Origin of the sequence: Stenotrophomonas sp. 1337 (assembly GCF_031455455.1) — a bacterium.
GTDB classification, from domain to species: Bacteria; Pseudomonadota; Gammaproteobacteria; order Xanthomonadales; family Xanthomonadaceae; genus Stenotrophomonas; species Stenotrophomonas indicatrix.
On record NZ_JAVDSR010000015.1, the window covers coordinates 68,771 to 88,965 of the forward strand.

Consider the following 20,195-nt stretch of genomic DNA (forward strand, 5'->3'; position numbering starts at 1 on the left):
GCCCGGCGCCACGTCACGCGCGCTGCAGGCTCAACGTTGCAGCGCGCGTCGTCCCGGAGCTTCCGGCAGTGCGTCGTCGGCCACCACCACCCGGTTGCGGCCCTGTCGCTTGGCGGCATACATCGCCGCGTCGGCGCGCGCCATCAGCCGCTCGTAATCGGGATGACCATCGTGTCCGGCCACGCCGATGCTCGCGGTCAGCGCCAGCGTCTGTCCATTGGGCAGGGTGATCGGCGACTGTGCGATCTGCCGGCGCAGGCTTTCGGCGATCACCTCCGCCTGCGACTCGCTTGCCGCCACCAGCACCACCACGAACTCCTCGCCGCCGTAGCGGAACAGGTAGTCGCTGCCTCGGGTCTGCTGGCCGAGCAGGGCTGCGACGTGCTGCAGCGCGCGGTCGCCGGCGTCATGACCGTGGCCATCGTTGATGGCCTTGAAATGGTCCAGGTCCAGCAGCAACAACGAGAACGGCGTGTGGTTGCGCGTGGACAACTCGATCTCACGGCGCAGCACGGTCGGCAGGAAGCGCCGGTTGAGCAGGTTGGTCAACGCATCGCTGCCCGCATCCAGTTCACCGATGCGTTCGAACAGCAGGGTCATCAGGTTGCGGATGGTGGCCAGGTCTTCGCGGATCATCGGCAGGGCGGTCAGCCGCCGTGCCGGATCTTCATCGGTGGCGCGCTGCAGGCGGCTGTCGATGCGTGCCATCAGCTGGCCCACCTGCTGCGTCTCGCTGCTTTCGCCGAAGCTGGGAATGCCCTTGTGGGTGAACCACAGGCCGAATTCCGAGCTCGCCAGGCTGGCGTTGTCGGCACCGGTCGCATGGCCGGCGAGGGTGTACAGCAGGCTGTTTTCCCAATCCAGCAGCAGGGCGCGCTGGCGCTCGCGCTCGGTGCTGACGTTCTGCACCAGCGAGAACAGCCGGTACGCCGCATCGGTGCGCGAAGAGCGCTCACGGGCGTGCGTATAGGCCAGCGTCATGCCTTCCATGGCGATGTCCATGATCGCGCTGAGGCAATCGATGGCGGCGAAGGCGGTGTCGTTGTCAGCGGCATCGGCGCGCAGGCGGATGAACAGCTCGTGCTTGAGTACGCGCGCACCGCGGGCCACCAGGTCCACCGGAATACCGACCCGTGCGTGCACATCGCCGATCACCCGTTGTGCGGCGACGGTAGCGGCAATGCCATCCGCATCGGTGGTCAGCAGCTGGGCCAGCCAACGCTGCATCGCCGGTTGCAGGCGCTGCTTGACCTGTTCGTGGGACAGGAAGCGGCGCGCACGCGTGTCCTGCAGCAGCACTTCGTAGAAGCGCTGCGCCAGCGTCGGCGGTGCATCGGCGGCCACGGCATGCAGCAGCGCGGCGGCGGCGGGGCCGGCCAGCAGCAGACACTGCTGCCAGGCCTGAGCCAGCGGTTGGCTGGCTTCGTCCAGTTGGGGTGTATCCACGTCGATCTCTAACGGCGCACAACAGACCACGGTATCGGCCGCAGCTGTCGACGGTTGATGGCAGGGAAGCCGGCCAGTTTAAGCGCCATGCAGGCCGAAAAACGCGGATGAAGCACATGCCGGCCGATGCCGCAATGCGTTGACGCATTTGAGAATCACTCGCATTTATGAAAAAATGACGGCAGGAACCGACCTGCAGGCATCCCGCAGTGATCGTTCCGCCTCCCCCGTCGCCGCCTCGTGCCCTATGCCAGAGGCTTCCGTTGCCCTGCCAGAAGGTTCAGAACATGCCTGCAAACACTCTTTCACCGCGCCCGCTGGCGCTTGCCGTCGCTGCACTGCTGGCCACCGCTGCCGTCACCGCCCATGCGGAAACCGATGCCACCGATATCGACACCGTGCATGTCACTGCCTCGCAGATCGCGCGGCAGGCGCTGGGCACCTCCACCATCACCGCCGAGGACATCGCCAAGCGGCCTCCGGTCAACGACATCGCCGAACTGCTGCGGACGATGCCCGGCGTCAATCTGACCGGCAACAGTGCATCGGGCCAGTACGGCAACAACCGGCAGATCGATCTGCGCGGCATGGGGCCGGAAAACACCCTGATCCTGATCGACGGCAAGCGCGTGGGTGCACGCGACGCGGTGCGCATGGGCCGCAGTGGCGAGCGCAACACGCGCGGCGATACCAACTGGGTGCCGGCGGAAATGATCGAACGCATCGAAGTGCTGCGCGGCCCAGCAGCGGCACGCTATGGCTCGGGTGCCTCCGGTGGCGTGGTCAACATCATCACCAAGCGCCCGACCGGCGACCTGACCGGTGCGGTTGACCTGTACGGCCAGGTGCCCGAACACAGTGCCGAGGGCGGCAGCGAACGCCTCGGCCTGCAGCTGAGCGGGCCGATGACCGACACGCTGTCGTTCCGGTTGTACGGCAACCTCAACAAGACCGATGCCGATTCGCTGGATCTCAACCGCGACTTCGCCACCGGTGCCAATGCGGTACCGCCGGCGGGCCGCGAAGGCGTCAAGAACCGCGACGTCAACGCGCTGCTGCGTTGGGACGTGACCGCCAACCAGGTGGTCGAGTTCGAGGCCGGCACCAGCCGCCAGGGCAACATCTATGCCGGCGATCGTGCGGTCAGTACCACTGGTACCTCCACCGGTGTCGACCTGGCCGCGCTGGCCGAGCAGCAGGCCGAGACCAACCGCATGTATCTCACCACCGGCGCGATCACCCATCGCGGACGCTGGGGCGATGTCAGCTCGCGGCTGACGGCAGCGGTGGAAGGGGTCAACAATTCGCGCATCAACGAAGGCCTGGCCGGCGGCCCGGAAGGCAGCTTCAATGGCGCCGACTGGTCGACCTCGCGCCTGCGCAACTACCAGCTTGACGGCGAGGTCAGCTTCCCGACCACTCTCGGCGGTGCCGAGAACGTGTGGACGCTGGGCTTCGAGTACCTCGACAGCCGACTGACCGATCCCTATTCGATGAGCCAGTCCAGCAGCAGCGGTGGCGGCATTCCGGGTCTTTCGGCCGATCGTGCGCGCGGCAAGTCCGATGCACAGACCACCGCCGTCTACGTGGAAGACAACATCTATCTCGGTGAACGCTGGATCGTGACCCCGGGCCTGCGTTTCGACCATCACAGCCAGTTCGGCAACAACACCAGTCCGAGCCTCAACGCGCAGTTCCGGCTCAACAGTGACTGGGTGGTCAAGGGCGGCATCGCACGCGCCTTCAAGGCGCCGAACCTGTACCAGTCCAACCCGGACTATCTGTATTACACCCGTGGCAACGGCTGCCCGAACGCGTTGCCGAGCCTGGGCGCCGGCTGCTACATGCAGGGCAATGCGGATCTCAAGGCAGAGACCAGCCTGAACAAGGAACTGGGCGTGGAGTGGGCACCGCAGAGCGGCTGGCAGGCCTCGTTGACCTATTTCCACAATGACTACAAGGACAAGATCCAGGCCGGTTACACCCAGATCGGCCTGACGGCCGACCGCAAGGGCCGCATCTTCCGCTGGGAGAACGCACCCAAGGCCATCGTGCAGGGGCTCGAGGGCAACCTGGTGATCCCGCTGCTGGGCGAGCAGGGTGACCGTCTGAAGTGGAGCAACAACTTCACCTACATGGTGGAGAACGAAAACAAGAGCACCGGCCAGCCGCTGTCGGTGATTCCCAAGTACACCGTCAACACCATGCTGGACTGGCAGGCCACCGAGCAGCTGTCGCTGCTGCTGACCGGCACCTTCTACGGCAAGCAGGAACCGGCCACGGCCAACATCAACAACGATCCGCGCTGCACCGCCAACTGCGATGCGTCCACCGTGCTGCAGACCCGCAGCGCGTACAACGTCTGGGGCGTGAGCGCGCGCTACAAGGTGACCGACACGGTCAGCGTGGGCTTCGGCGTCAACAACCTGGCCGACAAGCGCCTGTTCCGCGAGGCCAACAGCAGTGACGCCGGTGCGGCGACCTACAACGAGCCCGGCCGCGCGTACTGGGCCAGCCTGCGTTTCGGCTTCTGATCATCAGGCGGTGGTGCCGGCCGTTGGCCGGCACCCTCCCGCTTCGCGTCAGCCGTGCATGCCTGCAATGTTATAAACACCGTGATAGTTTCCCGACACCCGCCGGCGTAGCCTGACTCCCATCGCTAAGGAGCTGTTGCCATGGGTCACGACCACGATCACCTGCCATCCGAGATCCGCCACGAGAAACCTTTGTGGTGGGCGCTCGGCCTGACCTCCACCTTCCTTGTCGTGGAGGTGGTCGGTGCATTCTGGACCAACAGTCTGGCACTGCTGTCCGATGCCGCGCATATGGCTACCGACACCCTGGCGCTGATGATCGCGCTGGTGGCCGTGCGGCTGAGCCGGCGCCCGCCGGATGCGCGCCGCACCTACGGTTATGCACGTCTTGAAGCACTGGGCGCGATGATCAACGGCGCAATGCTGTTCGTGGTTGCCGGCTACATCCTGTGGGAAGCCATCGGTCGCTTCCGCCAACCGCAGGAGATCGCCTCCACCGGCATGCTGGTGATTGCCGCGGTCGGCCTGGTGATCAACATGATCTCCATGCGCCTGCTGCAGGCCGGCAGCGGCGAGAGCCTCAACGTGAAGGGCGCCTACCTGGAAGTGTGGGCCGACATGCTCGGCTCGGTGGCGGTGATCGCCGGCGCGCTGTTGATCCAATGGACCGGCTGGAAGCCGATCGACCCGATCCTGGCCGTTCTGATCGGTTTGTGGGTGCTGCCGCGCACGTATGTGCTGATGCGCGAGGCCATCAACGTGCTGCTGGAAGGCGTGCCCAAGGGCATGGACGTGGCCAGGGTCCGCGACCGCCTGTCCGACCACGACGCAGTGCTGGACGTGCATGACCTGCACGTATGGGCGCTGGCGTCCAGCACGCCGGCACTGACCGCGCACATCGTGATGCGCGAAGGCGACGACGCCGACCGCCTGCGGCGCGAACTCGGTGATCGCCTGCACGATGATTTCGGTATCGAACACGTGACCCTGCAGATCGAAGCCGACCACTGCGGCGAAGCCTGTGGCCAGCCATCGGCGGGCAAGGACGACGATCACGCCGGGCACGATCATGCAGCTGCCGATGCGCAGGGCCATCGCGGTCACGTGCATCGCTGAAGCGGGTGTGGCGGCCGGTGCCCGGCGCTACCTCTGTTCGTCGCGCCGCGAGGCCAGCCGGTCCGCCAGCCGGGTCGGCTCGGGCAGGCGATAGCCGCGCAGCGTGCGCTGCACCCAGGCCAGCGCGGTATCGGCACTGACCCGATGCCCGCCGGCGACGAACAGCGGCTTGCAGCGCAGCTTGCTGCGCAGTACCCAGCCGAGCTGCTCGCCGCCGTCCAGCAACGGCGTGTGCGCGCCGGCCTCAGGGTCGGGCTCGATGAAGCGGCCCACCAGCTTCGATTTGGCCACGCCGATGCTCGGCAGGTCGGTCACCACGCCAAGGTGTGCGGCAATGCCCAGCCGGCGCGGATGGCTGATGCCATGGCCATCGACGAACACCAGGTCCGGTGCGCGCGGCAGCAACGCCAACGCAGCCAGCAGCGCCGGCAGTTCGCGGAAGCTGAGCAGGCCCGGGATATAGGGCATCACGGTGGGGATGCGGGCGATTTCCTGCGCCACCGGCTGCAGGGTGTCCGCGTCGAGCAACACGGCCGCAGCGCGGGTGATCGCGCCGTCTTCCTCGAAGCCGACATCCAGCCCGGCCAGCCAGCGCACGGTAGCGGGCAGCCGGTCCTGCCGCTGCACGCGGGTCGCCAGCTGCTTCTGCTGTTCGCGGGCGGCGCTGACGCTGCCTTCCCAGCGCCCGGGGTCGATCAGTGTATTCATCGGTCACAGGATGACATCCACACCGCCACGGCGCGGTGAGCGGGCGCCGGGGCTACAATGGCCGCCTGCCTTTCCTCGCGTTGGAGACCCTGCAGTGACCCGTAAACTCGTACTGTTGCGCCATGGCCAGAGCCAGTGGAACCTGGACAACCGCTTCACCGGCTGGGTCGATGTCGACCTGACCGAGCAGGGGCGCCGGGAAGCGGCTGCCGCCGGCCGCCTGATGCGCGAGGAATGCCTGCAGTTCGACGTCGCCCACACCTCCGTGCTCAAGCGCGCCATCCATACCCTGCAGGGTGCGTTGGCCGAGCTGGAGCAGGACTGGCTGCCGGTGAACAAGTCCTGGCGCCTCAACGAGCGCCACTACGGTGGCCTGCAGGGCCTGGACAAGGCCGAGACCGCCGCCAAGCATGGCGAAGACCAGGTCAAGGTGTGGCGCCGTTCGTACGACATCCCGCCGCCGGCGATGGATCTGGAAGATCCGGGCCACCCGATCCACGACCGCCGCTATGCCGGGCTGGATCGCAACGCGCTGCCGGGCACCGAATCGCTGGCCACGACGCTCGACCGCGTGCTGCCGTACTGGCACGACGCCATCGCGCCGCAGTTGAAGGATGGCAAGACCGTGCTGGTCACCGCCCACGGCAACTCGCTGCGCGCGCTGTACAAGTACCTCAACAACGTCTCGCGCGAGGAAATCCTCGAGCTGAACATCCCCACCGGCATTCCGCTGCTGTTCGAGTTGAACGACGACCTCAGCGTGAAGTCGTTCCGTTACCTGGGTGATCCGGAAGCGGCACGCAAGGCCGCCGAAGCCGTGGCCAACCAGGGCAAGGCGCGGTAGATACCCACCGTTGGTGGGTATTCCCCTGCTGGGTGTGTGCGGACCAACGGTCCGCACCTACCCGGTTGCGACCACGGGCGTTCCCCCTGTGACCTTTGGCCGGTCCCCACCATCGCCGCAGCGGCTACGCTGGACGATTCGCCGTTGGAGACACGCCATGAATGTCCGCAATCTGGTCCCGCTGGGCCTGACCATCGCCATCGCCGCTTCGCTCGCCGCCTGTGGCAAGAACGAGACCGCGCCCGCTGCCGACGCCGCCAAGCCGGCGTTCGACCAGTCGCAGATCAAGACCGCGCTGATCAGCCTCAACAGCGCCGATCTGGATCCGTCCATCGCCGCGTGTACCGACCTCAACGGCTTCGTCAACAGCAAGTGGCTCAAAGCCAACCCGGTGCCGGGCGACCAGACCACCTGGGGCAGCTTCGAGATCCTGCGTGAGCGCTCGCTGGAAGTGCAGCACGCGCTGGTGCAGCAGGCCGCCGCCAGCCAGGCCAAGGCCGGCTCGGTGGAAGCCAAGATCGGTGACATCTGGAAGACCGGCAACGACGAAGCGAAGATCGAGGCCGCCGGCCTGGCGCCGCTGCAGCCGACGCTGGACAAGATCACTGCGCTGAACGATACCGCCGCCATCACCCAGTACCTGCGCGACAGCCAGGCGCAGGGCCAGGGCGTGCTGTTCTCGCTGTTCGCCAATGCCGATTACAAGGATTCGGCCAACGTCATTGCCTACGTCGGCCAAGGCGGCCTGGGCCTGCCGGAGAAGGGCTATTACTTCGACGACGCGCAGGCCAAGATCCGCGACGCCTACGTGGCCTACATCGCGCAGGTGCTGACGCTGTCCGGCGTGGACGCGGCGCAGGCTGCCGAACAGGCCAAGGCGGTGATGGCGTTCGAGACCCGCTTGGCCAAGGCCTCGATGTCGCGCATCGAAATGCGTGACCCGGCCAAGCGCTACAACCCGCTCAGCGCCGCCGACGCGGACAAGCTGACCCCGAACTTCAGCTGGACCGCGCTGTTTGACACCCTGAAGGTGCCGGCCGCGCAGAAGTTCTCGCTGGCCCAGCCGGGCTTCTTCAGCGAAATGGACAAGATGCTGGCCGACGTGCCGGCCGCCACCTGGCAGTCCTACCTGCGCTTCCACACCATCGACGACGCCTCGCCGTACCTGAGCAGCCAGTTCGAGAAGGCCAACTTCGAGTTCTACGGCAAGACCCTGCGCGGCCAGCAGGAAATGCAGCCGCGCTGGAAGCGCGTGCTGGAGTCGGTGAACGGCGGCATGGGCGAAGCCCTCGGCCAGCTGTACGTGGACGCGGTGTTCCCGGCCGAATCGAAGGAGGCCATGCAGCACCTGGTGCAGAACCTGTCGGTGGCGCTGAAGGCGCGCCTGGAGCAGCTGCCGTGGATGGGCGAGGAAACCAGGAAGAAGGCACTGGAAAAGTGGGCCAGCTTCACCCCGAAGATCGGTTACCCGGACAAGTGGCGTGAGTGGACGGGCCTGCAGACCAACGGTGACAGCTACCTGGGCAACATGCAGGCAGCGCGTGCGTTCAACTACCGCTACATGCTGGACAAGGTCGGCAAACCGGTGGACAAGACCGAGTGGGGCATGACCCCGCAGACCGTCAATGCCTACTACAACGCCACCAAGAACGAGATCGTGTTCCCGGCGGCGATCCTGCAGGCACCGTTCTTCGATGCCAAGGCCGATCCGGCGCTGAACTACGGTGGCATCGGTGCGGTCATCGGCCACGAGATGATGCACGGCTACGACGACTCGGGCAGCCAGTTCGCCGCCAACGGCAACTTCGACAACTGGTGGACCGACAGCGACCGCAAGGCCTTCACCGAACGCACCGACCAGCTGGTCGCGCAGTTCGACGGCTATGAATCGGTGCCGGGCGTGTTCGTGAAGGGCAAGCTGACCCTGGGCGAGAACATCGGTGATCTGGGTGGCCTGACCGTGGCCTACGATGCCCTGCAGATGGCGCTGAAGGAGAACCCGAAGGCGAACGTCGAGGTGGACGGTCACAGCCAGGACCAGCGCTTCTTCATGAACTGGGCCACCGTGTGGCGTCGCAACTTCACCGACGGTGAGCTGCGCGTGCGCCTGAACACCGATCCGCATGCACCGGCGAACTTCCGTGCCAACGGCGCGCCGTCGAACATGCCGTCCTATGCCGCCGCGTTCCAGTGCAAGGCCGGCGATGCGATGGTGCGTGCGGACGACAAGCGCGTGGTGATCTGGTAAGCGGTCGCCGGTAACGCGTGAAGCAGAAGGCCCGGCGAATGCCGGGCCTTCTCGTTGCAGTCGGCTAGAACAGGCGGCAGATCAGCCCGGGCATTTCAGGTACTGAGACAATGTGGCCTGCCATGCGCTGGCCGGGTCGAAGCCTGGCACCAGGCCACCGCCCTTGCCGGTGAAATTGGACATGCCATGGGCCAGCATGTAGGTCGGGGTGTACGAGGGCGGCCCCATGCGCTTGCTGAAGGTGCAGATGCCAGCGACGTAGGCTGGCGCCTTGTCGGGGCTCAGCTGCGCCTTCAATGCGCTGTCGAAGCGACCGAGATTCTCCTCGCCCATGGCCGAACCGGCCATCGCCTTCAGCGCGTTGTAGGCACCGTGTCCCGTCTCGTCTGCGACGCGCTGGCGATCGAAATGGGCAAACACGCCGGCGATGTTGTAGAGATCGATGGCGTCCTGCATGCGTCCATCCTGCACGCAGCGGGGTAGGGCATTCATCAGGGTGGCAGGTGAGGTACCAGCGGTGACCTGGTTGCGCGACAGGCATGCGGCGGCTGGCGCGGTGCCATCCTGCTGGGCCTGCGCGAATGGCGCCAGGGCCAACAGCAACAGGCCCAGCGGTGCGGCGATACGGGTGTTTCCTTTCATGGGTGATGCTCCTCGTAAGCAGGGCCGTCTGCGGCCGACCCTCAGCTTGCGGGGATCGCCGCGGCTGCGCAAGCGAGGCGCCGTCCAGCCGGTGAAGGCTCAGGCCAGCGCCGGCTCGTTCCTGAGCATGCCGTGGAAACGCTGCAGCACGTAGGGATCGATCAGGCCACCGGCCTGCTCATCGAGGATCCGCAGCACCGTCTCGTGCTCCATTGCCGCGCGGTAAGGGCGCACGCTGGTCATTGCATCGTAGGCATCGGCAATGGTGACGATGCGGGCGCCGAGCGGAATGGCCTCGCCGTGCAGGCCATCGGGATAGCCGCTGCCATCGAACGCTTCATGATGGGCACGGATCAGTCGCGCGACCGGCGCGGCATCACTGCGGCCGGTGGCCAGGAAAATGTGCTCGCCGCGCACCGGGTGCTCGCGCATGATCGCGCGCTCTTCGTCGCTGTGCCGGCGCGGGCTCAGCAGTACCTCGTCGGGGATGCCGATCTTGCCGATGTCGTGGAAGCGTGCGGCCAGGCCGACCTGCGCACAGGCGTCCTCATCCAGGTCGCAGTGCAGGGCAAGGTGCTGCGCAAGAAGGCCCACGCGGTCACAGTGGTGGCGGGTATAGGCATCACGCATCTGCAGCGACATCGACAGGGCGTCGATCAGGCAGGCCTGCGCGTGCAGGAGGTCGGGAGGTCTGGGCTGGGGCATCGGAACTGGCGGCGCGGCGAAGCTGCGCAGAAAACGGAAAGGCCCGCGAGAGCGGGCCGGGGCGGCGCATAGGGTACCCGCATCGGTGTCACGCGGGGGGCATCGACGGTCCCGCGTGGGGCTGTGCGTTCAGTCGCATGCAGCATTTGGCCCCGGCGGCATCGCAACCGGGGCTGCGCGGATCAGCCGGTGGTCTGCAGGTGGATGCGATGGGCTTTGGCGAAGGCGTCCTGCGCGTCGCTCAGGGTCTGCATGTCTTCGTCCATTCTGGTCACGGCCTCATCCAGCGTCTGCAGCAGCGGGGTGACCTGTTCTTCGCTGTAGCCATCGGGCAGGGCGGCCAGCTGTTCCATCACGGCGAACATGTGTTCGGTGCTCTTCAGGGAATCGAGCAGGTTCTGGTGCAGTGCAGTGCGTCGGCGTCCTTGCCATGGGTGAACTGCTGGACGAAGACCAGCCGGTCGGCGATTTCCTTGTGCGCGTTCTTCAGGCCGAAGCGATGCTGCTGCATGCTCTTGCCGTCCTGCAGCGAGGCATGGAAGGACTCGCCGTTCGGGCCGTTGGTCCATTGCTCGACCATGCTGACCGTGCCGTTCCAGCTGGCGACATTCTCATGCAGGTAATCGCGGTTGCTCATGCCGCTGTGGCAGGCCGCAAGCAGGCCCAGGCTGGTGGCGAGCAGAAGGGGGGCGAAACGATTCACGGCAACACTCCTTGTCGCGGGCGCAGGAAACGGAAAGGGTGCCGGTCTGCCGCCCGCGGCGGACCGGCACCCTGCAGATCGATCAGCGCAGGGCCAGGGTCAACAGCAGTGCCCGCGCGGCATTGAAGCGGTCTTCGGGCAGCGGCAGCGGATGCTTGACGCGCAGCTTGTCCGGACCGTCCATGGCATAGAGGTTTGGTTGTTTCTGGATCAGCTGGATCACCGCCATCGGATCGATGTTCGGCTTGGATTCGAACACGATGCGGCCACCGTTCTCGCCCAGGTCCAGCTTGCGGATGCCCAGAGAGCTGGCCTGCAGCTTCAGCTCGGCAATGGCGAACAGGTTCTTGGCCGCATCCGGCAGCAGGCCGAAGCGGTCGATCATCTCCACCTGCAGTTCGCGCAGCGCATCGCTGTCGCGCGCGCTGGAAATGCGCTTGTACAGCGTCAGGCGGGTGTGCACGTCCGGCAGGTAGTCGTCCGGAATCAGCGCCGGCACGTGCAGCTCGACCTCGGCGCCCCGCGCTTCTTCGCCGGCATCGACGTCGGGCAGATGGCCCTGCTTGATGCTGCGCACTGCGCGTTCAAGCAGCTCGGTGTACAGGCTGAAGCCCACTTCGGCCATCTGCCCGCTCTGGTCCTCGCCCAGCAGTTCGCCGGCGCCGCGGATTTCCAGATCGTGGGTGGCCAGGGTGAAGCCGGCACCCAGTTCGTCCATCGAGGCGATCGCTTCCAGGCGCTTTTCCGCATCCGGCGTGATCGAGCGACGGTCGGGCACGACCAGGTAGGCATAGGCGCGGTGGTGCGATCGACCGACGCGGCCACGCAGCTGGTGCAGCTGGGCCAGGCCGAAGCGGTCGGCACGGTTGATGATGATGGTGTTGGCGTTGGGGATGTCGATGCCCGATTCGATGATCGTGGTCGACAGCAGCACGTTGAAGCGCTGCTTCTGGAAGTCCAGCATCACCTTTTCCAGCTCGCGCTCGGGCATCTGCCCATGGGCGATGCCGATGCGCGCTTCGGGCACCAGCTCGGACAGCTCGCGCTGCATGCGGCCGATGCTCTCCACGTCGTTGTGCAGGAAATACAGCTGGCCACCGCGTGCCAGCTCGCGCTGGAAGGCTTCGCGCAGCAGCGCGTTGTCCCACTGGGTGATGAAGGTCTGCACCGCCAGCCGGTTCGGCGGCGGGGTGGCGATGATCGACAGGTCGCGCAGGCCGGCCATGGCCATGTTCAGCGTACGCGGAATCGGCGTGGCGGTCAGGGTCAGCAGGTGCACGTTGGCGCGCAGTGCCTTCAGCGCCTCCTTCTGGCGCACGCCGAAGCGCTGCTCCTCGTCGACGACGACCATGCCCAGGTCCTTGAACTTCACGTCCGGCTGCAGCAGGCGATGGGTACCGACGATGACGTCGATGGTGCCGGCGGCGACCTTTTCCAGCTCGGCCTTGATCTCCTTGGTGCTCTTGAAGCGCGACAGCACCTCGACCTTCATCGGATAGTCGGCGAAGCGGTCGCGGAAATTGCGGTAATGCTGTTCGGCCAGCAGCGTGGTCGGCACCAGCACCGCCACCTGCTTGCCAGCGCTGGCGGCAGCAAATGCGGCACGCACGGCAACTTCGGTCTTGCCGAAGCCCACGTCGCCGCAGACCACGCGGTCCATCGGCTGGCTGCTGGCCAGGTCACGCAGGGTGGCGTCGATGGCAGCCAGCTGGTCGGGGGTTTCCTCGAACGGGAAACCGGCGGCGAACGGCTCGTACATCGCGCGGTCCACCTGCAGTGCCAGTCCGGCACGCGCCTGGCGGCGGGCCTGGATCTCCAGCAGTTCGGCGGCCACATCGCGCACCTTCTCGGCGGCCTTGCGCTTGGCCTTGCTCCACTGCTCGCCACCCAGCGAATGCAGTGGCGCGGTTTCGGCGGACGCGCCGGAATAGCGGCTGATCAGGTGCAGCTGTGCGACCGGCACGTACAGGCGGTCGCCCTTGGCGTACTCGATTTCGAGGAACTCGCCGGGCATGCCGCCGACGTCCATCGCGATCAGTCCGCGGTAGCGGCCGACGCCATGGTCCTCGTGCACGATCGGCGCGCCTTCGGTCAGTTCGCCCAGATCGCGGATGATCGCTTCCGGCTCTCGTCCGGCGCGGCGCGTGCGACGGGTGCTGCCGGCGCGCTCGGGGAACAGCTGGCGTTCGGTCAGCACCGCGATGTGCGGCGCATCCAGGGCGAAGCCGTCTTCCAGCGGCGCCACGGCAATGGCGAAGCGTTCGTCGCTGGCCAGGAAGGACAGCAGATCGGCCACCACCGGTGGCTTCAGCTCGGCGGCCTGCAGCACTTCCAGCAGGGCCTCGCGACGGCCGGGCGAATCGGCGGCGATCAGCACCCGGCCAGGGTAATGGCCGAGGAAGGATTTCAGCGCGTCACCGGCCGGTGCCTCGCGCGCGGCCACCGGCAGCGGCGGCAACGGCTGGTCGCCCAGCGCATGCGCCTCGGCGATGCGGGCGTGATCGGCGGCCCAAACCTCGATGCGCGGTGCGTCGTTCAAACGCTCGCGCAGCAGGTCCGGCGACAGGTACAGCGCCGACGGTGGCAGCAGCGGCCGTTCAACGTCATGGCGGCGTTGCTCGTAGCGCTCGCCGGTCTGCGTCCAGAACGTCTCTGCCGCTTCAGCGGCGCCCACGCAGACGACCGGCAGGCTGCCGGCAGGCAGGTAGTCGAACAGGGTGGCGGTGCGCTCGAAGAACAGCGGCAGGTAGTACTCGATGCCGGCCGGGGCCAAGCCCGATTTCAGGTCCTGGTACAGCGAGCTGCGTCGGGTATCGACGTCGAAGCGCTCGCGCAGGGTCGCCAGCACCCGGGCGATGCTGGCGTCGTCCATCGGTACTTCGCGGCCGGGCAGCATGTGCACCGCCTCGACCTTGTCCAGCGAGCGCTGGCTTTCCGGATCGAACGCACGGATCGAATCGATGTCCTCGTCCAGCAGTTCCACCCGCAGCGGCTCGTCGGCGCCCATCGGGTAGACGTCAAGCAGGCCGCCACGCACGGCGAAATCACCCGGGTCCATCACCTGCGGCACGTTGCGGTAGCCGGCGCTTTCGAGGCGACGCTTCTCCGCTTCCAGGTCCAGGCGCTGGCCGACTTCAAGATTGAAGCTGCCGCCGATGACATAGCTGCGGGGAGCCAGCTGCTGCAGCAGGGTCTGCACCGGCACCACCACCAGGCCGCGCTTCAGCGTGGGCAGGCGGTGCAGCGCCGACAGGCGCTGCGAAATGATGTCCGGGTGCGGGCTGAAGCGATCGTAGGGCAGCGTCTCCCAGTCCGGGAACGCCACCACCGGCAGGCTCGGGTCGCCTCCCAGCAGGGTATGCAGATCCGCTTCGATCTGGTTGGCACCGTGGTTGTCACGGGCCACCACCAGCAGCGGTGCGTCATGCGTGCGCGCTGCCTGGGCCAGATACCAGGCCAGGGCAGTGGGCGAGGCGGGGGCGCGCCACCAGGCGCGAAGCTGGCCGGCACGTGGCAGCGGCGGGGCGGGGTATTGAGTACGCGACATGAACCGCGGATTTTAGCAGAAGCCCCCGCCTGGCCCATGATCGTTACGTGACCGGGGTAGCGCCGGGCCGTGCCCGGCGAGCGCAGCGGCCGGATCAACATCGCCGGGCAGGGCCCGGCGCTGCCGTCAGTTGTCCAGTTCCAGCACCATCCGCACCAGGCCTTCGGCCCCGTTCGGATGGGGGACCGGCTTGAAGCCCAGCGAGGCGGCCAGCTGCTTCATCGGCTCGTTCTCGGCGGCGACATCGCCATACAGGCGGTCCAGGTACTTGCCGCGGCCCCATTTCACCAGCTTGCGCATCAGCTGGCGGCCGAGGCCCTGGCCGATCAGGAAGCGGCTGATCAGGATCGCGTACTCGGCTTCCCGGGTACCGGGGATGATCGAGGCACGGGCCACCGCGCCGACCACGGCCTCACCGGCCGGCAGCGACTCGGCGGCGACCAGGGTGATCTCGGTCTTCGGGTTGGGATGGGTCAGGCGCTGGGTGGTTTCCGGTGACAGCTCGGTCACCGATTGCAGGAAACGGTCGCGGATTTCTTCCGGCCCGAACAGGCTGAAGGCGGCCTGCAGCGGCGCGCCATCTTCGGGGCGGATGGGGCGGATCAGCAGCTCGTGGCCGCTGGGAGCCTTGAAGATCTCATGCCAGGGCGGCATGCGGTTGCGAGTGGCCATACCGGGTGATTCCTTGGTGGTCCATCGATTGTGTCATCACCGGGGCTGCATTCCGTGAACGAAAGGCTCACGGTCGTACAGCCTCGTGAAGGCCCCTATTCGGCCGTCTTCAGCCAGTCCAGGCGGGTGCTGGCACCGGGCTCGCCCAGATGCTGGCGCAGGGCCGGCAGGGCCGGGCCGACCACGCGGTCGAACTGCCAGGGGGCATTGAGCACCAGCATGCCGCTGCCGTTGAGGCGCAGCGGGGAGTCGTCCGGGCGGACCAGGAACTCGATGGTCATCGCCGACTTCACCGGCAGTGCGGTGGCCTTGCGCAGGAAATGCAGGATGGTGCGGCGCTGCTTGATCGGGAACCAGACCGCACAGGTGGCCTGCGGCCAGCGCGCCAGGGTCTCGGCCAGCGCGGCAAGGATCGCCTGGTACTCGGCGTCCTGGGCTTCGTAGGGCGGGTCGATCAGGACCAGGCCGCGGCCGATCTTGGCACCGTTGGACTTGGGCGGCAGCAGCGAGCGCAGCAGCGCATAGCCGTCACCGGGGTGCACGCCGACGCGGCTGTCATGGGCGAACAGGGTCTTCAGCGAAGCGACCTCATCCTCCTGCAGCTCGCACACCGCCATGCGGTCCTGCGGGCGCATGGCCTGCGCGCTGAGCAGCGGCGAGCCGGGGTAGGCGATCATCGCGCCGACCGGATTGTCGGCCTGCACCGCCTTGAGGTAGCGCTCGACCACCTCGGGCAGCTTGGGCTGGGCCATCAGCCGCATGACCCCGGATTCGACTTCCAGGGTCTTGCGGCTTTCTTCGCTGGCCAGCAGGTAACGGCCGGCACCGCCGTGGGTGTCGAGCACGAAGAACGGGCTGTCCTTGCGCTTGAAGCTGTCGATCAGGGCCAGCTGCACGATGTGCTTGAGGACATCGGCGTGGTTGCCGGCGTGGAAGGCGTGGCGATAGTTCATGGGCGGCAGTGTACGGGGCAAGGGCCGCAGCGGCTATGCTGCGCGCCATGACAGCCCCTGTTACCCATGTCCTGGTGGTCGAAGACGAAGCGGCCATCGCCGAAACCGTGCTCTATGCGCTGCGCAGCGAAGGCTACGCTGCCAGCCATTGCCTGCTGGGCGGGCAGGCGCTGCAGCAGCTGCAGGCCGGCGATATCGACCTGGTGGTGCTGGATGTCGGCCTGCCGGACCTCAGTGGTTTCGAGGTCTGCCGCCGGCTGCGGGCCCTGCCGGGGCCGGTGGCGCAGGTGCCGGTGATCTTCCTGACAGCCCGCAACGACGAACTCGACCGCGTACTGGGCCTGGAGCTGGGGGCGGACGACTACATGGCCAAGCCGTTCTCGCCGCGCGAGCTGGTGGCGCGGGTGCGTGCCCGGCTGCGGCGTGCCACGCCCGCTGCGGTGGCGCCATCCGTCGAGAGCGGCTGGCAGGAACACGGTGCCTTCGCCATCGATCGCGATGGCCGCCGCATCCGCTTCCAGGGCCATGCGCTGGACCTGACCCGCTACGAATATGCGTTGCTGGAGGCGCTGCTGCAGCGCCCCGGCGCGATCCTCAGCCGTGCCCAGTTGATGGACCGTGGCTGGGACAGCGCCGCCGACAGCGCCGACCGCACCGTCGACACCCACGTCAAGACACTGCGCGCCAAGCTGCGTGCGGCCGGCGCCAGCGGTGAACCGATCCGCACCCATCGCGGCCTCGGCTACGCCCTGGAGGTCTGACGCGTGCGTCTGGTCCTGAAACTGTTCCTGGGCTTCTTCCTGATCGTTGGCATCGCCGCGTTCTTCGTGATGCGTGTGTTCGTCAACGAAGTGAAGCCGGGCGTGCGCCAGGCGATGGAATCGACCCTGGTGGATGCGGCCAACGTGCTGGCGGAAATGGCCGCCGCCGACGTCAAGGCCGGCACCATCCGCAACGGCACCTTCACCCGCAACCTGGCCAAGGCCCGGCAGCGCGACCTGAAGGCGATGGTCTGGCGCTTCCCCAAGCGTGCGCTGGACTACCGGGTGACGATCACCGACGCCAAGGGCATCGTGATCTACGATTCGCTGGGCCGCGACGTGGGCCGCGACAATTCGCGCTGGAACGATGTCTACCGCACCCTGCGCGGCGAATACGGTGCGCGCTCCAGCCCGGAAACGCCGGGCGATGACAGCAACACGGTGATGCACGTGGCCGCGCCGGTGTACGACCCGGCCGATGGCAGCACGCTGATCGGCGTGCTCAGCCTGGCCCAGCCCAACCGCAGCATCGATCCGTTCATCGCCGCCAGCCAGCGCGCCATCATCGAGCGCGGTGCGTGGCTGATCGGTCTGTCGGCGCTGGTGGGCGTGCTGGTGACGATGTGGCTGACCAACGGCCTGGGCCAGCTCAGCCGCTATGCGCGCGCGGTCAGCGCCGGTGAACCGGTGCCGCCGCCCAAGCGGCGCAGCGACGAGATCGGCGATCTTGGCCAGGCGCTGGAGACCATGCGGCGCAAGCTGGAAGGCAAGGCGTACGTCGAGCAGTACGTGCAATCGCTGACCCACGAGATGAAAAGCCCGCTGGCGGCGATCCGCGGTGCCGCCGAACTGCTGCAGGAGCCGATGGCCGACGCCGACCGTGCGCATTTCGCACGCAGCATCGTCGACCAGCAGGAACGGCTGACCGAAACCATCGACAAGCTGCTGGCGCTGGCCGAGGTCGAGCAGCACGGCTGGTTGCAGACCCGTGATCCGATCGCCTTGCCGGTGCTGCTGCAGGAAGCCGCAGCGGCGGCGCAGGTGCGCGCGCAGGCCGCAGGTGTCCAGCTGCATATCGAGCAGGTCCCCGACCTGCGCGTGCAGGGCGATGGCTATCTGCTGCGGCAAGCGCTGCACAACCTGATCGACAATGCCATTGCGTTCTCGCCACCCGGGGCACAGGTGCAACTGGATGCCCAGCTGGACGGGCAGGGCGTACGCCTGCAGGTTGCCGACCGTGGCGCGGGCATTCCCGATTACGCACGCGAGCGCGTGTTCGAACGCTTCTATTCGCTGGCCCGACCCGGCACCGGCCGCCGCAGTTCCGGCCTCGGCCTGCCCTTCGTGCAGGAAGTGGTGCGCCTGCATGACGGCCGCGCCAGCCTGCAGCCGCGCGAAGGCGGCGGCACCGTGGCCAGCCTGTGGCTGCCGCTGGCGATACCGGGCCAGCGTCTGCGGCGCTGACTTCACACCCACTTCAAATTCGCCACAAACCCTGCTCACCGCAGCCGTCCATCCTGCAGTCCTCTCCAACGAGGACGGACGATGAAATCCCTGAAGATGCTGCTGCGGTTCGCCATTGTCGGCGGCCTGATCCTGCTGCTGCTGATCCCGCTGTTCCTGATCCGCAGCGTCATCACCGAGCGCAGCGCCTATCGCGAAGAGGCCTACTCGCGGGTGGCCGAAAGCCGTGCCGGTACCCAGCGCGTGGTCGGGCCGGTGCGCGTGGTGCCGTGGTCCAAGCGCGAGCAGGTGGAAGTGGTCGATGCGCAGGGCAACAAGAAGACCGAGCTGCAGACCACCCAGGGCTACTGGTTGCAGCCGCCGGCCACCCTGCAGATCAGTGGCGAGCTGCTGCCCAGCCAGCGCTCGGTCGGCCTGTTCAAGGTGCCGGTGTACAGCTGGAATGGCCAGCTCAAGGCGACCTTCAGCGAGGACGACTACCCGGAGCACGATGGCATGACCTATGGCGAGGCCTACATCGCGCTGGGCGTGTCCGATGCACGTGGCCTGGTTGGTACGCCGAACCTGCGGGTTGATGGACAGCAGGTCAAGCTGCTGCCGGGCGTGGCCGGCGCATCCGCACTGGGCCGTGGGCTGCATGCACCGATCGCCGGCATCGCCCGCACCGGAGGCACCCTGGCGGCCAGCAGCGTGGAACTGGAGCTGCAGCTCGATGGCAGCCGCTCGCTGTCGGTGGTGCCGGTGGGCGATGACAACCAGATCGCGCTGCGGTCAAGCTGGCCGCACCCGTCGTTTGCCGGTGCGTTCCTGCCGAACGAGCGGCGTGTGGATGCGCAGGGCTTCGATGCACGCTGGGCCGTGTCCTCGCTGGCATCGGACGCACAGCAGCGACTGCGCGAGGGCGATGACCTGGATGCGCAGGCGGTGCAGGTTTCGCTGGTCGACCCGGTCGATACCTATACCCAGGCCGACCGCGCGTCCAAGTACGGCGTGCTGTTCGTGGTGCTGACCTTCGTTGGTTTCATCCTGTTCGAACTGATCAAGTCGCTGCGCATCCATCCGCTGCAGTACCTGATGGTCGGCTTGGCGCTGGCGATCTTCTTCCTGCTGCTGATCAGCCTGTCCGAGCACATCGCCTTCTGGCAGGCCTACCTGGTTTCCGCGCTGGCCTGCATCAGCCTGCAGGCGGTGTACCTGGCCAATGTGCTGGGTCACTGGAAGCGGGGCCTGGGCTTCGCCGCGATGCTGACGGTGCTGTACGGCGCGCTGTATGGGCTGCTGGTCTCGGAAAACAATGCACTGCTGATGGGTTCGCTGCTGCTGTTCGTGATCCTCGCGCTGGCGATGTGGGTGACCCGTCGGGTTGACTGGTACGCCCTGGCCGAACAGAAGTAAGGAGCACGCCATGGGCTGGCGCCAAGGATTGCAGCAACGGGCACGACAGGGCATTCCCGCGCTGTTGGAGGTGGATGCACTGCTGCAGGCCCATGGGGTACTGGCGGCCTTGCCGGGGGCAAGGATCGCGCCCGGCCTGGTCCGCTTCCAGCTGGCCGCCGTCACCTGCGAAGGATTGCAGCGGCGCGGGCTGGACTGGTTGCGGGAGGCGCGGCACGGACGCGGCGCGCTCGCCGGCAAGGTGCCCCGTTACCGGCCATGGAAGGCCGGGGCGGGGGCATTGTCGGAGATCGGCATCGACGGGCTGCCGGCAGACTGGCCGGAACATGCGGCGGTGTTTGGCTGCAGCAGCATCGACCAGCGGCACTGGCTGCTGCTGTTGCCCGAACGCGCGCAGCTGTGGCTGGGGTGGAAGGGGTGACAGCGGAAGGCCCATCCACGCGTGGCGTGGTTCTAC

At 67.0% G+C, this 20,195-nt stretch carries 17 protein-coding genes; 8 read left to right on the forward strand and 9 right to left on the reverse strand.

Features of this window, described 5'->3' with window-relative positions:
- Positions 1-30 precede the first annotated feature (30 nt).
- On the reverse strand, positions 31-1,446 hold the full coding sequence (locus tag J2X70_RS17935; protein ID WP_025873773.1) for a GGDEF domain-containing protein: 1,416 nt from the start codon (positions 1,444-1,446) through the stop codon (positions 31-33).
- A gap of 287 nt (positions 1,447-1,733) precedes the next feature.
- Between J2X70_RS17935 and J2X70_RS17940 the strand changes: the two genes are divergently transcribed.
- Positions 1,734-3,980 (forward strand): TonB-dependent siderophore receptor, encoded by a 2,247-nt coding sequence (locus J2X70_RS17940; RefSeq protein WP_309911499.1) that lies wholly within the window; start codon positions 1,734-1,736, stop codon positions 3,978-3,980.
- Between the two features lie 141 nt (positions 3,981-4,121).
- Entirely contained in the window at positions 4,122-5,096 is a 975-nt protein-coding gene (locus J2X70_RS17945; RefSeq protein WP_025873771.1) for a cation diffusion facilitator family transporter, read from the forward strand.
- Positions 5,097-5,123: 27 nt separating this feature from the next.
- On the opposite strand, the gene nfi is transcribed toward J2X70_RS17945, so the two are convergent.
- Entirely contained in the window at positions 5,124-5,804 is a 681-nt protein-coding gene (nfi, locus tag J2X70_RS17950) for a deoxyribonuclease V (protein ID WP_025873770.1), read from the reverse strand.
- A 94-nt stretch (positions 5,805-5,898) separates the two neighbouring features.
- On the opposite strand from nfi, the gene gpmA reads away from it, so the two are divergent.
- Complete coding sequence (gpmA, locus tag J2X70_RS17955; RefSeq protein ID WP_301866670.1) at positions 5,899-6,648, forward strand: 2,3-diphosphoglycerate-dependent phosphoglycerate mutase; 750 nt, start codon at positions 5,899-5,901, stop codon at positions 6,646-6,648.
- Positions 6,649-6,805: 157 nt separating this feature from the next.
- Entirely contained in the window at positions 6,806-8,896 is a 2,091-nt protein-coding gene (locus J2X70_RS17960) for a M13 family metallopeptidase (RefSeq protein WP_025873768.1), read from the forward strand.
- Positions 8,897-8,977: 81 nt separating this feature from the next.
- Here J2X70_RS17960 and J2X70_RS17965 read toward each other — a convergent pair whose 3' ends face one another.
- The 7 genes from J2X70_RS17965 to rlmJ all read right to left on the reverse strand — a co-directional run bounded on the left by J2X70_RS17965 (position 8,978) and on the right by rlmJ (position 16,118).
- Positions 8,978-9,538, reverse strand: a complete 561-nt coding sequence (locus tag J2X70_RS17965) for a hypothetical protein (protein ID WP_025873767.1) — start codon at positions 9,536-9,538, stop codon at positions 8,978-8,980.
- Positions 9,539-9,637: 99 nt separating this feature from the next.
- Positions 9,638-10,243, reverse strand: a complete 606-nt coding sequence (locus J2X70_RS17970; protein WP_025873766.1) for an HD domain-containing phosphohydrolase — start codon at positions 10,241-10,243, stop codon at positions 9,638-9,640.
- A 182-nt stretch (positions 10,244-10,425) separates the two neighbouring features.
- Positions 10,426-10,608, reverse strand: a complete 183-nt coding sequence (locus J2X70_RS17975; protein WP_309911505.1) for a hypothetical protein — start codon at positions 10,606-10,608, stop codon at positions 10,426-10,428.
- 14 nt (positions 10,609-10,622) lie between these two features.
- Positions 10,623-10,946, reverse strand: coding sequence for a hypothetical protein (locus J2X70_RS17980; protein ID WP_309911506.1), 324 nt, complete (start codon positions 10,944-10,946; stop codon positions 10,623-10,625).
- An 82-nt stretch (positions 10,947-11,028) separates the two neighbouring features.
- Positions 11,029-14,493 carry a transcription-repair coupling factor gene (gene mfd / locus J2X70_RS17985; protein WP_248149793.1) on the reverse strand — a complete coding sequence of 1,155 codons (3,465 nt, stop codon included), beginning with the start codon at positions 14,491-14,493 and terminating at the stop codon, positions 11,029-11,031.
- A gap of 126 nt (positions 14,494-14,619) precedes the next feature.
- Entirely contained in the window at positions 14,620-15,165 is a 546-nt protein-coding gene (locus tag J2X70_RS17990; RefSeq protein ID WP_025879325.1) for a GNAT family N-acetyltransferase, read from the reverse strand.
- A gap of 95 nt (positions 15,166-15,260) precedes the next feature.
- Positions 15,261-16,118, reverse strand: coding sequence for a 23S rRNA (adenine(2030)-N(6))-methyltransferase RlmJ (gene rlmJ / locus J2X70_RS17995; RefSeq protein WP_309911510.1), 858 nt, complete (start codon positions 16,116-16,118; stop codon positions 15,261-15,263).
- Positions 16,119-16,153: 35 nt separating this feature from the next.
- On the opposite strand from rlmJ, the gene creB reads away from it, so the two are divergent.
- The 4 genes from creB (at position 16,154) to J2X70_RS18015 (ending at position 20,159) form a co-directional block, all read left to right on the forward strand.
- Positions 16,154-16,879: a two-component system response regulator CreB gene (creB, locus tag J2X70_RS18000; protein WP_154879723.1), complete on the forward strand. Its 726-nt coding sequence runs from the start codon at positions 16,154-16,156 to the stop codon at positions 16,877-16,879.
- A 3-nt stretch (positions 16,880-16,882) separates the two neighbouring features.
- Complete coding sequence (gene creC / locus J2X70_RS18005) at positions 16,883-18,343, forward strand: two-component system sensor histidine kinase CreC (protein ID WP_025879328.1); 1,461 nt, start codon at positions 16,883-16,885, stop codon at positions 18,341-18,343.
- Between the two features lie 81 nt (positions 18,344-18,424).
- Positions 18,425-19,738: a cell envelope integrity protein CreD gene (creD, locus tag J2X70_RS18010; protein ID WP_025879329.1), complete on the forward strand. Its 1,314-nt coding sequence runs from the start codon at positions 18,425-18,427 to the stop codon at positions 19,736-19,738.
- A 10-nt stretch (positions 19,739-19,748) separates the two neighbouring features.
- On the forward strand, positions 19,749-20,159 hold the full coding sequence (locus J2X70_RS18015) for a hypothetical protein (RefSeq protein WP_080149363.1): 411 nt from the start codon (positions 19,749-19,751) through the stop codon (positions 20,157-20,159).
- Positions 20,160-20,195 lie beyond the last annotated feature (36 nt).

What these genes read in the sequence shown, in the direction of transcription:
- J2X70_RS17940 (WP_309911499.1), top strand. Translation starts at nt 1,734, where the DNA reads ATGCCTGCAAACACTCTTTCACCGCGCCCGCTGGCGCTTGCCGTCGCT.
- J2X70_RS17945 (WP_025873771.1), top strand. Translation starts at nt 4,122, where the DNA reads ATGGGTCACGACCACGATCACCTGCCATCCGAGATCCGCCACGAGAAA.
- nfi (WP_025873770.1), bottom strand. Translation starts at nt 5,804, where the DNA reads ATGAATACACTGATCGACCCCGGGCGCTGGGAAGGCAGCGTCAGCGCC.
- J2X70_RS17960 (WP_025873768.1), top strand. Translation starts at nt 6,806, where the DNA reads ATGAATGTCCGCAATCTGGTCCCGCTGGGCCTGACCATCGCCATCGCC.
- J2X70_RS17965 (WP_025873767.1), bottom strand. Translation starts at nt 9,538, where the DNA reads ATGAAAGGAAACACCCGTATCGCCGCACCGCTGGGCCTGTTGCTGTTG.
- J2X70_RS17970 (WP_025873766.1), bottom strand. Translation starts at nt 10,243, where the DNA reads ATGCCCCAGCCCAGACCTCCCGACCTCCTGCACGCGCAGGCCTGCCTG.
- J2X70_RS17975 (WP_309911505.1), bottom strand. Translation starts at nt 10,608, where the DNA reads ATGTTCGCCGTGATGGAACAGCTGGCCGCCCTGCCCGATGGCTACAGC.
- mfd (WP_248149793.1), bottom strand. Translation starts at nt 14,493, where the DNA reads ATGTCGCGTACTCAATACCCCGCCCCGCCGCTGCCACGTGCCGGCCAG.
- J2X70_RS17990 (WP_025879325.1), bottom strand. Translation starts at nt 15,165, where the DNA reads ATGGCCACTCGCAACCGCATGCCGCCCTGGCATGAGATCTTCAAGGCT.
- rlmJ (WP_309911510.1), bottom strand. Translation starts at nt 16,118, where the DNA reads ATGAACTATCGCCACGCCTTCCACGCCGGCAACCACGCCGATGTCCTC.
- creB (WP_154879723.1), top strand. Translation starts at nt 16,154, where the DNA reads ATGCTGCGCGCCATGACAGCCCCTGTTACCCATGTCCTGGTGGTCGAA.
- creD (WP_025879329.1), top strand. Translation starts at nt 18,425, where the DNA reads ATGAAATCCCTGAAGATGCTGCTGCGGTTCGCCATTGTCGGCGGCCTG.
- J2X70_RS18015 (WP_080149363.1), top strand. Translation starts at nt 19,749, where the DNA reads ATGGGCTGGCGCCAAGGATTGCAGCAACGGGCACGACAGGGCATTCCC.